At 69.4% G+C, this 13754-nt stretch carries 13 protein-coding genes; 9 read left to right on the plus strand and 4 right to left on the minus strand.

The features are described 5' to 3' along the window. Positions 1-5: 5 nt before the first annotated feature. The 7 genes from F5X71_RS22135 (at position 6) to F5X71_RS22165 (ending at position 7522) form a co-directional block, all read left to right on the plus strand. Positions 6-920: a hypothetical protein gene (locus F5X71_RS22135; RefSeq protein WP_167463768.1), complete on the plus strand. Its 915-nt coding sequence runs from the start codon at positions 6-8 to the stop codon at positions 918-920. Then, positions 917-2590, plus strand: coding sequence for a fatty acid CoA ligase family protein (locus tag F5X71_RS22140; protein WP_167463769.1), 1674 nt, complete (start codon positions 917-919; stop codon positions 2588-2590). Before F5X71_RS22135 ends, F5X71_RS22140 begins: the two co-directional genes overlap by 4 nt. After that, a complete protein-coding gene (locus F5X71_RS22145) occupies positions 2587-2853 on the plus strand; it encodes a hypothetical protein (protein WP_167463770.1) in 267 nt (88 codons plus the stop codon). The genes F5X71_RS22140 and F5X71_RS22145 overlap by 4 nt, the downstream gene beginning before the upstream one ends. After that, positions 2850-3896: an NAD-dependent epimerase/dehydratase family protein gene (locus tag F5X71_RS22150; RefSeq protein WP_167463771.1), complete on the plus strand. Its 1047-nt coding sequence runs from the start codon at positions 2850-2852 to the stop codon at positions 3894-3896. Before F5X71_RS22145 ends, F5X71_RS22150 begins: the two co-directional genes overlap by 4 nt. Positions 3897-3927: 31 nt before the next feature. Further along, a complete protein-coding gene (locus F5X71_RS22155) occupies positions 3928-5127 on the plus strand; it encodes a peptide synthetase (protein ID WP_167463772.1) in 1200 nt (399 codons plus the stop codon). After that, positions 5124-7238 carry an MMPL family transporter gene (locus F5X71_RS22160; RefSeq protein ID WP_167463773.1) on the plus strand — a complete coding sequence of 705 codons (2115 nt, stop codon included), beginning with the start codon at positions 5124-5126 and terminating at the stop codon, positions 7236-7238. The genes F5X71_RS22155 and F5X71_RS22160 overlap by 4 nt, the downstream gene beginning before the upstream one ends. Positions 7239-7321: 83 nt before the next feature. Then, positions 7322-7522: a hypothetical protein gene (locus F5X71_RS22165; RefSeq protein WP_167463774.1), complete on the plus strand. Its 201-nt coding sequence runs from the start codon at positions 7322-7324 to the stop codon at positions 7520-7522. 16 nt (positions 7523-7538) lie between these two features. Here the strand turns inward: F5X71_RS22165 and F5X71_RS22170 are convergent, their stop codons facing one another. Beyond that, positions 7539-7712 (minus strand): hypothetical protein, encoded by a 174-nt coding sequence (locus F5X71_RS22170; RefSeq protein ID WP_167460073.1) that lies wholly within the window; start codon positions 7710-7712, stop codon positions 7539-7541. 225 nt (positions 7713-7937) lie between these two features. Between F5X71_RS22170 and F5X71_RS22175 the strand changes: the two genes are divergently transcribed. Continuing rightward, positions 7938-8687 carry a nucleotidyltransferase domain-containing protein gene (locus F5X71_RS22175; RefSeq protein ID WP_167463775.1) on the plus strand — a complete coding sequence of 250 codons (750 nt, stop codon included), beginning with the start codon at positions 7938-7940 and terminating at the stop codon, positions 8685-8687. Between the two features lie 31 nt (positions 8688-8718). Here the strand turns inward: F5X71_RS22175 and F5X71_RS22180 are convergent, their stop codons facing one another. Then, positions 8719-9288: a TetR/AcrR family transcriptional regulator gene (locus tag F5X71_RS22180; RefSeq protein ID WP_167463776.1), complete on the minus strand. Its 570-nt coding sequence runs from the start codon at positions 9286-9288 to the stop codon at positions 8719-8721. Positions 9289-9411: 123 nt separating this feature from the next. On the opposite strand from F5X71_RS22180, the gene F5X71_RS22185 reads away from it, so the two are divergent. Then, positions 9412-10434 (plus strand): NAD-dependent epimerase/dehydratase family protein, encoded by a 1023-nt coding sequence (locus F5X71_RS22185; RefSeq protein ID WP_167463777.1) that lies wholly within the window; start codon positions 9412-9414, stop codon positions 10432-10434. 53 nt (positions 10435-10487) lie between these two features. Here the strand turns inward: F5X71_RS22185 and F5X71_RS22190 are convergent, their stop codons facing one another. Both F5X71_RS22190 and F5X71_RS22195 read right to left on the minus strand, forming a co-directional pair. After that, a complete protein-coding gene (locus F5X71_RS22190) occupies positions 10488-11333 on the minus strand; it encodes a S1/P1 nuclease (RefSeq protein ID WP_167463778.1) in 846 nt (281 codons plus the stop codon). A gap of 216 nt (positions 11334-11549) precedes the next feature. Then, entirely contained in the window at positions 11550-13553 is a 2004-nt protein-coding gene (locus F5X71_RS22195) for an FAD-dependent oxidoreductase (RefSeq protein ID WP_167463779.1), read from the minus strand. Positions 13554-13754 lie beyond the last annotated feature (201 nt).

Raw genomic sequence — 13754 nt, forward strand, 5'->3', positions numbered from 1 at the left:
CAGCCATGGGCGTTCGCATCAAATCCACCGGCGTCAGCCGCGCCGAGGACACCAACAGCAGCGTGGAGAACAGCGGCCGTGCCGCCAAGCAGAGCCTGGAGCGGGCCGGCGTGCGGCCCGATCAGGTCGGCGTGCTGATCAACGCCGGGGTGTTCCGTGACTCCAACACCGTGGAACCCGCGGTGTCCGCGCTGATCCAGAAGGCGGCGGGCATCGGCCTCGAATACGCCAAGGACGATCCGCGGACCTTCTCCTTCGACCTGATGAACGGCGCGACCGGCGTGCTCAACGCGGTCGGCGTCGCCACCTCGATCCTCGAGACGGGCAGCGCCGAACACGTGCTGATCGTCGCGGGCGACGCACATCCGTCGATGACCCGCAAGGCCGCCACCGACGACTTCCCCTATGCCGCATCGGGTGCCGCGCTGCTGCTGGAGCGCACCGACGAGCCGGAGGGCTTCGGCCGGGTGCACACTGTCAACGGCGAGGGCACACCCGCGATCGAGGCCTACGTCGACACCGCGACGATGGGCAGCGTCGGGCGCGGCCTGATGACGGTCGAGCGGGAACCCGACTTCGCCGCGCGGCTGCTGAACGTCGCGGTCGAGGCCGCGCTGGCCGCCCTCAACGAGGCCGGACACCGCGACCTGGCCGGCACCGCCCTGATCGCGTCCACGCCGACCGCCGAGTTCCCCGTGCAACTCGCCGACGCGCTCGGCATCGACGAGGACGCGGTCCGCACCCCCGACCTCACCGACGGCGACCCGCACACCGCCTCCCTGCCGCAGGCCTACCACCGCGCGATCGTGGACGAGACGCTGCGCGAGTTCAGCCACGTGCTGTTCGTCGCCGCGGGCGCCGGTCCTTCGGCGGCGGCGGTGCTGTACCGGTTGCCCGCGCTCGCCGGGGCGACTGCGTGACCTCGGCCACCTATTGGCAGGCCATCGACCGGTTCCGTGCGTTCGCGCGCACGGAACCGGATCGTGCGGCCGTCATCTACCCGGACGGCACGGATGCCGCGGGCCTGCCGGCCTACCGGCACGTGAGCTACCGCGAGCTCGACGACTGGTCCGAGACCATCGCCGAACGGCTCACCGAGGCGGGCGTCGGGTCGGGCACGCGCACCATCGTGCTCGTGCTACCGAGCCCCGAGCTGTACGCGATTCTGTTCGCGCTGTTGAAGATCGGCGCCGTGCCGGTGGTGATCGACCCCGGCATGGGCTTGCGCAAGATGGTGCACTGCCTGCGCGCGGTCGAGGCGGAGGCGTTCATCGGCATCCCGCCCGCGCACGCGGTGCGCGTGCTGTTCCGGCGCAGCTTCCGCAAGGTGCGCACCACGGTGACGGTGGGCAGGCGCTGGTTCTGGCGGGGTGCGAAGCTGGCCGATTGGGGCACCACACCGAGCCGGACCGGCGCGGACCGGACCCCCGCCGACCCCGACGACGTGCTGGTCATCGGATTCACCACGGGCAGTACCGGACCCGCCAAGGCGGTGGAGCTGACCCACGGCAATCTGGCGTCGATGATCGACCAGGTGCACACCGCGCGCGGCGAGATCGCGCCGGACACCTCGCTGATCACCCTGCCGCTGGTCGGCATTCTCGATCTGCTGCTCGGCTCGCGGTGCGTGCTGCCGCCGTTGATCCCGAGCAAGGTCGGCTCGACCGACCCGGCGCATGTCGCGCACGCCATCGAAACCTTCGGCGTGCGAACGATGTTCGCCTCCCCCGCGCTGCTGATCCCGCTGCTGCGCCACCTCGAGCAGCAGCCGAACGAGCTGAAGACGCTGGCCAGCATCTACTCCGGTGGCGCGCCGGTGCCCGACTGGTGCATCGCGGGGTTGCGCGCGGCGCTCAGCGAGGATGTACAGATCTACGCGGGGTACGGGTCCACCGAGGCGTTGCCCATGTCGCTCATCGAGTCCCGCGAACTGTTCGACGGTCTGGTCGAGCGGACCCACCGCGGCGAGGGCACCTGCATCGGACGGCCCGCCGATCGGATCGACGCCAGGATCGTCGCCATCACCGACGACGCGCTCCCGGACTGGGCGCGGGTCGAGGAATTGGCCGGCGAGCTCGAACACTCCCGTGGCATCGGCGAACTCGTCGTCGCGGGGCCGAATGTCAGTACGCACTACTACTGGCCGGAGTCGGCCAACCGGCAGGGCAAGATCGTCGACGGGGACCGGATCTGGCACCGCACCGGCGATCTCGCCTGGATCGACGACCTCGGCCGGATCTGGTTCTGCGGGCGCAAGAGTCAGCGGGTGGACACCGCCGCTGGACCGATGTTCACCGTGCAGGTAGAACAGATCTTCAATACCGTTGCGGGCGTGGCACGGACGGCATTGGTCGGGGTCGGCGCCAAGGGTGCCCAGCGCCCGGTGCTGTGCGTCGAACTGGACGCCGATGCCGATGGCGCCGCGGTCGGGGCGGCACTGCGGACACGCGGATCCGAGTCCGAGCTCACCGCGTCGATCACCGATTTCCTGATCCATCCCGGCTTCCCGGTCGATATCCGGCACAACGCCAAGATCGGCCGCGAGCAGCTCGCGCAATGGGCGGCCAAGCAGCTGGGAGCATCGGCATGAGCGTGAAGACCCTCGCGCTGCGGGCGATTCCGGTGCTCGGCTGGATATATCTCGCGGGCGGACTCGTCGCGCTGGCGCAGGACCGGGTGCCCGCGAACCGGTTGTTGCGCGCGGCGTGGTGGATCGATGCGTTTCTCAGCATCGTGGTGCACGCCGCGCAGATCCGGCCCGCGTTGCGCGCGGCGCGGGGGTCGGGGCGGTCCCCGCTCGAAACGGCAGTATTGACCCAGATCTTCGGAATGACTTGGTGGCGAACGCAATGAGCAAGGTTTTGGTCACGGGCGCGTCCGGCTTTCTCGGCGGGGCGCTGGTGCGCAGGCTGGTCCGCGACGGTGTGCACGACGTGTCGATTCTGGTGCGGCGCACCAGCAATCTGGCCGACCTCGGCCCCGACGTGGACAAGGTGCAACTGGTCTACGGCGACCTCACCGACGCCGCGTCGCTGGTGCAGGCCACCAGCGGGGTCGACATCGTATTCCACAGCGCGGCCAGGGTGGACGAGCGCGGCACCCGCGCGCAGTTCTGGCAGGAGAACGTCCGCGCCACCGAGCTGCTGCTCGATGCCGCGCGCCGCGGTGGCGCGTCGCGGTTCGTATTCATCTCCAGCCCCAGCGCACTGATGGACTACGACGGCGGCGACCAGCTCGACATCGACGAGTCGGTGCCGTATCCGCGCCGCTACCTCAACCTGTACTCCGAGACCAAGGCCGCCGCCGAGCGCGCCGTATTGGCCGCGAACACCACGAATTTCCGGACCTGCGCGCTGCGGCCGCGGGCGATCTGGGGCGCGGGCGACCGGTCCGGGCCTATCGTGCGGCTGCTCGGCCGCACCGGCACGGGCAAGCTGCCCGACATCTCGTTCGGGCGCGAGGTGTACGCCTCGCTGTGCCACGTGGACAACATCGTCGACGCGTGCGTCAAGGCGGCGAACTCCGAAGCCGTCGGCGGCAAGGCCTACTTCATCGCCGACGCCGAACAGACCAACGTGTGGGCGTTCCTCGGCGAGGTGGCAACGCGGCTCGGCTATCAGCCGCCGAGCCGCAAGCCCAACCCCAAGGTGATCAACGCGGTGGTCGGCGTCATCGAGACCATCTGGCGCGTTCCCGCGGTGGCCACCCGCTGGTCGCCGCCGCTCTCGCGCTACGCCGTCGCGCTGATGACCCGCAGCGCGACCTACGACACCGGCGCCGCCGCACGCGATTTCGGCTATCAGCCCGTCGTCGACCGCGACACCGGGCTGGCGACCTTCCTGACCTGGCTCGAAAAGCAGGGCGGGGCCGTGGAACTCACCCGCGCCCTGCGCTGACTCCCGACGAAAGCCGCCATCGGAGGCACTGATGACCAACGACACCGTCTTCCGCAGGAAGATCTCGCCCACCGAGCGGCTGTACTTCTTCACCCGTGAGGTGACACCGCCGTTCCTGATGCATCTGGCCGTGCACGGCGCGGGCACGATCGACCCGGAGGCGCTGCGGCGCGCCGTCGAGGTGGCCTCGGCCGCCAACCCGGGCGCCCGGCTGGTCCGCGACGGAAAGTACTGGGTGGACAGCGGTGTCGCGGCCGCGGTCCGGGTGGTGCCGGACTGGACGCTCGATTACCGCGCACTGGAAAACGATGCGGTGCTGAACAGTGCGATCGGGCCGACCCCGGAGCGCACCACCGAGGTGCTGCTGCTCACCGGCGCCGAGACGACCATCGTGTTCCGGGTGTTCCACGGCGTGATGGACGGCATGGGGATGCGGATGTGGGCCGACGACGTACTGCGCGCGCTGCGCGGTGTCGAGCCGCTCGGCGCTCCGGACGCGATCGCCGACACCGAACTGGTCGCACAGGTGGGCGCGCCGGGCAGGCAGACGTTGGTGCTGCCGACCTATCGGTCCGCCATCGGCACCGGCCGCCAGGACCCGAACGCGGTGCGCTGGCTGCTGCGCCATCGCACCATCGACGCCACCGGCAAGGGCATCGTGGCGCGGGTCTCGGCGATCCTGGCGGAGGCGACCGGGGCGAAGTCCCGCTTCATGGTTCCGGTCGATCTGCGCCGCCACGACCCGGCGCTGCGCTCCACCGGCAACCTCGCGCTGCCGCTGTTCCTCGACGTGCGGCCGGGCGAGAGCTGGGAAGCGGTGAGCGCCCAGATGCGCACCGGCCTGCAGGACAAGCGGGAGCTGAACCAGCTGGACAACGGCGGGCTGTCGAAGTTCCCGCCCGCCGTCATCCGCGCGGTGCTGCGGGCGAGTAACTGGCTCGGCGCGCGATGCAACCGGAACATGGTCTCCGCCACGGTCTCCCACATGGGCAAGGTCGACCTCGACGAGCTGGCCGTGCCCGGCTGGACACCGACCACGATGCGGGTGCTACCGCAGCACACCGGATCGATGCCGCTGCTGTTCGGCATGGTCGAGGTAGGCGGGCGGATCGAGCTGATGGTCTCGGCGCGCAACGGCGCCGGCATCGAAGCGCGGCTGGAGGCACTGCTGGACCGGATCGCCCAGACGCTGGAAGCCGAACTCGCGCCACAAGATTCGCCGACCCGATGACCGCGTGGGCACGGTTCGTCAGCGCCCGGCCGCGTACCGTGCTCGCGGTGGTGGTCGGGGCGATGCTGCTGTTCGGGCTGCTCGGCATGAACACCGCCGACAAGGTGAGCGCCGCCGGATTCACCGACCCGCACAGCGAATCCGCCGCGGTAGACCGGCTGGTGCGGGCGCACTTCGGGCCGCAGACCCCGGACGCGATCGCGCTCTACACCGCACCGGACGGGCAAACGCTCGACGACATCGGCCCGGCCGTGCAGAACTCGCTCGCCCGGATCGACCCCGCGCTGCTGCAGCGACCGGTCGAAACCTATTGGAACAGCGTGCCGCCGCGAAAGCAGTTCCTGCGCTCATCGGACAACCGGCAGGCGATCGCCGCGGTGTACCTGGCCGGTGACGACAACCGGCGCGTCGCCGCGTATCCGGATATCGAAGCCGCCCTTCGGGTTCCCGGCATCGACACCAAGTTGTCCGGCTACAGTGCGCTGGCCACCGAGATCAACAAACAGTCCCAGCACGATCTGGTCCGGGCCGAATCCCTTTCGCTGCCACTGACGCTGCTGATCCTGGTGCTGGTGTTCGGCGGCGTGGTCGCCGCCTCGTTCCCGGTGGCGGTCGGCGTGCTCGCGGTGCTCGGCGCGATGGGCGCCATCCGCGTGCTCACCGAGTTCACCGAGGTGAGCACGTTCGCGGTGAATATCGCGTCGCTGCTCGGCCTCGGCATGGCGATCGACTACGGGCTGTTCCTGGTGACCAGATTCCGGGAGGAGCGCGCCAACGGCCGTGCACTCGACGCGGCGATCGAACGCACCTGCGCCACCGCCGGCCGGACCGTCGCGTTCTCGGCACTGCTGCTGATCTGTGCTTTCGCGGGCACTTTCGTGTTCCCGCAGGCGGTGCTGCGCTCGCTCGGATTCGGCGCGATCGCCGCGGTCGCGCTGGCGGCGGGGCTTTCGCTGACCGTGCTCCCCGCGATGCTCGCGCTGTTCGGTGCGCGCATCGGCAAGGCGGCGGAAAAGGATCGGACCGAACGCTTCTGGGGCCGGGTGGTGGACGCGGTGCTGCGGCGCCCCGGCCTGGTCACCGTCGTGGTCGGCGTCGTGCTCGTGCTGCTGGCGCTGCCGCTGAGCGGGGCGAAGCTCGGCGACATCGATCATCGCGCGTTGCCCGCGGGCAACGAGATGCGTACCACCGTCGAGGAACTCACCGCAGGCTTCCCTGCCGCGAGCAGCGGTGTCACCGCCGTCCTGCACGGCACGGACGGCCCACCGCAGTCGGCGGCGGTGGACGCGGCGCACACCGCGCTCGGCGCGGTCGACGGTGTCCGGCAGGTGCTCCAGGTCGGGCGCGCCGACGACTTCGTGGTCTACCACGTCTTCCTGGACGCCACCGACCGCAGCGAACGGGCAACGGCGACGGTCGAAAGCCTGCGCGCGCTGTCCGCGCCGGACGGCACGACCCTGCGCTTCGGCGGTGACACCGCCGCCACCCTGGACAGCGTGCACTCCATCGTGGCGGGCATGCCGTGGATGATCCTGGTGATGGTGGCCGCCACGGTGCTGCTGCTCGCGGCGGCGTTCCGCTCGATCGTATTGCCGCTCAAGGCGGTCGCGATGGCCTTCCTCAGCCTTGCCGCCACCTTCGGCGTACTCACCTGGATCTTCGGCGAGGGTCACCTCGCCGGCGTGCTCGGCGTCAGCCCGGGACCGCTCGCGGCGGGCATGCTCGTGCTGATCATCGCGGTCGTCTTCGGCCTGTCCACCGACTACGAGGTTTTCCTGTTGTCGCGCATGGTGGAAGCGCACGCCGCGGGCGCGGACACCGCCGCCGCGGTGCGGATCGGCACGCTCAAAACCGCAAGGGTCATCACCGCGGCCGCCACCCTGCTGGTCATCGTCACCGGCGCGTTCACCCTTTCCCCATTGACGCCCATGCGTTTTCTGGGTCTCGGCATGATCGTCGCACTGCTCATCGATGCCACGCTGGTGCGCATGCTGCTGGTGCCCGCGCTGGTGAAGCTGATGGGCCCGGCCAACTGGTGGAGTCCCTTCGGCGGACCGCGGCGGATTCCCGCCACCGTGGAACGGGTGCAGGAGTCGGCCCCGATCCGCTGAATCGCGGGTATTTCCAGAAAGATCGCGCGCCACGCCGCCGCGAAGGTTGCAATACATCCGATCACTACCCAGGCTTAGCACCCATGTCCGCCGCCTGCCCCGCCTGCTCCTGGCCATCGCCGATGCTCGTCTCCAGGCACGGGTCGGTGCGCTATCTGCGCTGCGTGTGCGGGAAGTTCCTGGTAGCGCACGGCGGCGGGGTGAACCTGCTGAGCGACCGAAGCGCTTGCGCCACACCGAAGGCCGCCGAGCATCTGGAGCTGATTCCGCTGCCCGAGGCCTGAGGGACCTCCGAGGGCTTCACAGGCCGTGTCTGCGCTCGGCGCAGACCAACTCGCCGACGCGCATCTCGTTTCGCGCCGAGAACGGGTCCTCGTCGGCCTGCCGCGCCGGCATCGGCGCACCGTTCGATCCGGCGGCGTCCTTACCGATCTCCACCGCGTCGCCGCCGTCCTGCCGCTGTTCAGTCACCATGACCACCACCTCCGCGACCACCTTGCGGGTGCGCGCACCGAATGCGCAAACTTTGTTGCGGTATCGGCAACGGTGCCGAGCAAATCCTTCGACCGTGTGCCAGTGGTTCACTACGCTCCGAGGCCATGGAGTGATGCCGTGTCCGCCCGCACCGCGCTGCCGCCGAGGCGGTTTCAGCGCGCGAGCGGCGCTGCCCCTATCCGTCACTCCGATCGAAGGAACTCCGTGACCGACGAACAGTTTCTCACCCAGGTCACCGCACGACTGGCCGCACTACCCGGAGTCGGCACGGTGACGCTCGGCGGCTCCCGCGCACAGGGCACGCACACGCCGGCGAGCGATTGGGATCTCGCCATCTATTACCGCGACACGTTCGATCCCGCCGCATTGCGCGAGATCGGCTGGGACGGTGCGGTATCCGAGCTCGGCGGCTGGGGCGGTGGCGTCTTCAACGGCGGCGGCCGGTTCACCATCGAGGGCCGCGAGGTCGATGTGCACTATCGCGACCTCGACGTGGTCGAGCACGAACTCCGCGAGGCCGAACAGGGCCGATTCCATTGGGAGCCACTGATGTTCCACCTCGCGGGCATACCGAGCTATCTGGTGGTCGCCGAGCTGGCCGTCAACAGGGTGCTGCACGGCGAGCTTGTTCGCCCCGACTACCCAGCGGCTCTACGCGCCGCCGCACCACCCTTCTGGCGCGACCGGGCCGCGCTGACCCTGCGCTACGCCGCGGCCGCCTACGTCCAGCGCGGCCAGGTCACCGCGGTCGCCGGGTCGATCGCCACTGCCGCGATGAGCACGGCGCACGCGGTTCTCGCGGCGCGCGGCGAATGGGTGACCAACGAGAAGAGGCTGCTCGATCGGGCGGGCCTGCGCGGCGTCGACGCGATCGTGCGGCAGCCGGCACCGGACCCGAAGTCGTTGGCGCGGCAGATCGGTGCGGCGCGGGAAATGTTCGCCGCGGCAACTTGATCGGCGCCCGCCTGGTGCGAATCGGCGAAAATCACCGGTTCGCATCGGGTTTCACGCGGAGACCGTCGACGATCAGGTCCAGGATGCGCGCCACCCGCGCGGCGCCGCCGTTGTCCGGATCGATACGCCACAGCACGCTCAACTGCAGCAGCACATCCTCGGGATCGAGCTCCGGCTTGAGCAGGCCTGCCGCGATGCCTGGCGCGAGCAGCCCGGCGATCGCGTCGACGAACGGCCGGTAGTACTCGTCGTCGAGGCCGCCCGCGGTCGCCGCGTGGACGACCTCGGCCACACCGTATTTCAGGTGCCCGTACCGGGCGAGTTCGTCGAGCCACCGGCGTAGCGCGACCAGCGGCGGCCGGGTGTCCAGTAGGGTCGGCGCGAGGTCGATGAGTTCCTGGAGATCGTGCCGGTACAGGGCGACGATCAGCGCCTCGCGATTCGGGAAGTGCCGGTAGAGCGTGCCGATGCCGACACCGGCCCGCTTGGCGATCGCGGTGAGCGACGCGCCACCGGATGCGGCGAACTCGTCCCTGGCCGCGGCGAGGATGCGGGCACGGTTGGTTCGCGCGTCCGATCTGGCCTGCTTCGCCGAGTTCACCAAGGTCAGCGCTCCATCCGTAACACTTTGCAAAAACGGAGGCCCCTCCGGTACCTTGGGGCGGCATTAGCGGAGGGGTCTCCGTTTCATTCTGGCACAGCGTACCGGACAGTGGAGGACGACATGAGTGAGCTCGTTCTGGTTACCGGAGGAACTGGCTATATCGCGGGGTGGTGCATCGTGTCGCTACTCGAGCGCGGTTACGACGTACGCACCACGGTGCGCGGACCCGACCGGGAGCAGGCGGTGATCGATGCCGTCGCCACGGTCATCGATCCCGCGGGCCGGTTGAGCTTCGCCGTCGCCGACCTGACCGCCGACGACGGCTGGGCCGACGCGGTGCGCGATGTCGACTACGTGCTCCATGTCGCGTCGCCGCTCGGGATCAACGCGGCGGGCGATCCCGACGCCATGCTCGCGACCGCCCGCGACGGCGCGTTGCGCGTGCTGCGCGCCGCGACCGCGGCCGGGGTGCGCCGGGTGGTCATGACGTCCGCGGCGAACGCGGCCAGCCCCTCGTCCTATGCCACCGACGGGTGCACCGACGAGACGCTGTGGACCGACCACGACGACCCGACACTCATCCCCTACCGTCGCTCGAAAACCCTTGCAGAGCGCGCGGCTTGGGACTTCATCGCGTCCACCGACGGCACGACCGAGCTCACCACGGTGCTGCCGGGCGCGGTGTTCGGCCCGATCCTGAGCACCGGCACGACGGGGTCGGTCGACATCGTCGGGCGCATGGTGTCCGGCAAGATGCCCGGTGTGCCGCGCATCGGGCTCGAGATCGTGGACGTGCGCGATCTCGCCGACATCCACATCAAGGCGATGACCGCGCCCGCCGCCGCGGGCGAACGTTTCCTCGCCACCGGCGAATTCACCTGGATGCGCGATATGGCGCGCACCCTGCACGAGGGTCTCGGCCCGCGCGGCAAACAGGTGTCCACCCGCCAACTCCCGGATTTCGCGGTCAAGCTCGCCGCCCGCTTCAGCGACGCGCCGCTCGGCGAGATCACCCCCGCGCTCGGGCGCCGCAACCAGCACAGCACCGACAAGGCCAAGCGGCTGCTCGACTGGCAGCCCCGGCCCGCAAAGCAGACCGTCCTCGACTGCGCCAACAGTCTGATCGCGCACAGCGTCGCGTGACGCGCGCGCCCCACACCGCCGCAACCGGTGTGGGGCGCGCACGAAGGCCGGGCTCAGGGCCGCGCGGACCCCGAACCGAGCAGGCTCGGCGCGCCGAGCACCGCGTTCAGCAACTCGCCGAGCCGCTCCCCCGCCAGGCGCAGCCGGGTCTCAGCCACCGGCAGGAACTGCTGGGTGTACTCGTCGCCGATGGTGGACGACGCGGGGTAGAAGCCGGGCGTGTCCACGACCCGGCAGCTGTCCTCGGCCCACCGCACCGGGTCGGCGTCCGGCTGCGCGGGCGGCAGGGCGGGCGCGGGCAACGCGAGCAGGCGCCGCAATTCCTCGGCGTCACTGGCGTGGCGGGTGTCGAGCAACCGGCTGTCCCACACCGAGTGCAGGTTGGTGGCGTGGCCGAGGTAGGTCACGTGGAACTCGTTGCCGCCGCGGTCGCGGGCATACCCGGCGTGCAGCGGCTGGTGGATGTCGCCGACGAAGTGCACGACGAACTTCAGCGCCTGCGCACGGTCGGTGTCCGAGCGCGACCGGTCGGCCAGGATCTTGGTCTGCGCGCGCAGGGCGTCGACGACATTGTCGCCGTTGTTGCCGTTGATCGCCGCGTCGTAGACGCAGCCGTTCTCCCCGATGTTCACGTAATGCCATGGCGCCGTGCGCTTCCCGAGGTCCGGATCATCGCGGCGGAGTTCGTCGGCCCAATTGGCGACGCCGGCCAGCGTCGGATTCGCCTCGCCCGCCAGCAGCTTGCCCACCTGGTCCCGTGCCACGGGATCGAGCCGGAGGTCGGCGATCGCGCCGACGGTGTTGTGCCCCTGCACACCCCACGCGTTGGCCGGCGGCGCGCCGGCGAACAAGAGTGCACCGAGCGCGCATACGCTCGCCAAAGCTGCTCTACCTCGCATCGAGAAGAATCCTTTCGCCCGCGTGCCATGACTACCGCCCAGAATGCCCGCGACGATTCCATCCGGAATTTAACATCGGATAAACGGCGTGCTACGAGCACGGTCATCCGTCCAGCATGCCCGAATTGTCGGCCCGCACGGGCACACTCGGCACCTATACGGCGAAATCACGCTGCCGCGGTAGCTCGCCCGGACGACGGGCGTATGGCGTCGAGCTCAGGAGGCGAGGTCGTCGGCGCGACGGGCGCGCAGCAGACGCCGGGCGCCGGTGAGAGTTTCGGCGCCGAGGACATCCTCCAGTTGCTCCCACCGGCAGACCAGATCGGCGAGCATCATCATCATGACGTCAGGGAACGCGTAGAGGAACGTCTTGTAGCGGTAGTGATCCAGGTAGTAGGCGCGCACGTCGGTCACCGCCGTGACGGACGTGGTTCTGGCGTCGAAGAACAGGTCGTGGCCGCCGAGCACGCTGCCGCGCGCGAGCACGGCGCGGTCGTAGATGCCGCCGAAGTCCACCTCGACCTCGCCCGCGGCGACGACGTAGACCCCGTGCGCGGCATCGTCTTCCCGGCAGATCGGATCGCCCGGCCCATAGGCGAGTTCGTCGAACATCGACGCCAAGGTCTCGAGATCGGCGTCGACGAGCGCGCCGAACAGCCGCACCCCGAAGGGATCGACGCCGTCGGCCAGGCACGCCACCCGTTCCCGGAGCTGGTCGAAACTCAAGTGGCTCATGCGCATTCGGGCGAAGCGCTTCATCCGTTCGATGTCGCGGCGCTGCCTGCGCGAGGTCTCGGTGGCGGGCGGGCTGTAGATCGCCGGGGCGTCGGCGATCCGCGCCGCCTCCCGCAGTCCCGACTCGTACGCGCTGTGCACACAGCCCCAGTGGAAGCTGTTGGTCGCCTCCCCCGCGAAGAACAGGCGGCCGCCCACCGGTTCGGCGAGGGTGTCGAGATCACGCGGGGACGCGCCGACGCCGATGCACGCGTAGGACCCGTGCGCGAACGGGTCCGAGGCCCACGCCGTGCGCGAAATATGCTTGGGCGCGGGTGTATCCGCGCCGAAGATGTCGCGCACCACGGTGTTCGCGTAGTCCTCGACCCGCGCGTCGGACCAGCTCTCCATCGCACGTCCCAGTGACGCCCCGAGCAGCAGCACCAGGATCGGTGTGCCGTGGGACTTCCACATGCTGATCACGACGGTCGGATAGCTGTCGGTCTCTCGGCACAGGTAGCCGAACACGTATTGCTCGGCGGGCCAGAACCTTTCGTCGTAGTGCAGGGCGATCTTGTTGAGCGTGCCGAAGCCGAGCGCGTCGATGGCGCGGCGCTTGTTCTCCGGCAGGGCGGGAACGAACTCGATCTCGTTCGCTTTCAGCACGCCGAGCGGCACGGTGACCAGCACCTTGTCGGCCTCGCGCCGGCCGCGATCGGTCAGCACCCGCACCGGCCCAGCGCCGTCGCCGAGGTCCACCCGGCGCACCACGGTCTCCCGCTCGATGTCGAGTCCGTCGGCGAGCGCGTCCACCACCGCCTGGTAGCCGCCGTGCAGCACGCTGTCGCCGTAGCCGTACAGGCGATAGCCGTCCTCCCAGAACTTGAACGAGAGCTTGCCCGGGTCCTCGGCCACGTCTTCGCGCAGAATCACGTTGAGGTGGTAGCGAATCGCTTGTTCGTCGTCGTGGCCATAACTCGCCTCGGCGAGGATCTGATCGACCACGACCGCCAGCGGCATATCCGGAAGGCCGCGCCTTCGGGCGATTTCGGCACGCTGCTCGATTTCGTGCAGCACTTTGTCGGCGAGTTCCAGCGTACGATTCTTCGTCGGCGCCGGTGCGATCAGCCGATCCGGGCCGAACAATGTCAGACTGTCGAATCCGCCGGTGTACGAACTGTCCCCGCCGACATAGCTGTAGGGAATTTCGAGTTCTTCGACCAATTCGGTGAGCGGGTTTCCCTCGGTACCGTGAATCCAGTGCGCGCCCAGATCGACCCCGTCCGCGTCGGTCCAGATCCGCCCGCCGATCCGCGCCCGCGCCTCCAGCACGGTCACCGGGTGCCCGAGCTTGCGAAGTGCCTGTGCGGCAGCAAGTCCCGCGATTCCCGCGCCCACGATCAGTACGCTCGACGGCCGCCCGGCCGTGGGCTCGCCGACGATGATCTGCCCCGCGAGTGCGGGCTCCGAGCCATTGTCCGTCGCGATATCACCCGGCTGCGCCATCACCCCAGTATCGGACAATCGCGCCGCGCCACACCCCGAATTACCATATTTCCCCCACCCCACTATCTGAAACAGAAACCCCCAAATTTCCGCACGAACCAGACCGGCTCAAGCTGGACAATTGATCACCAGGTAATGATGGCGGCATCGTTCGAGTTGCCGCCGCCACCATTACCTGGTGATCGCGTGTCCAGAAACATT

Source organism: Nocardia brasiliensis, assembly GCF_011801125.1.
Classification (GTDB): Bacteria; Actinomycetota; Actinomycetes; order Mycobacteriales; family Mycobacteriaceae; genus Nocardia; species Nocardia brasiliensis_C.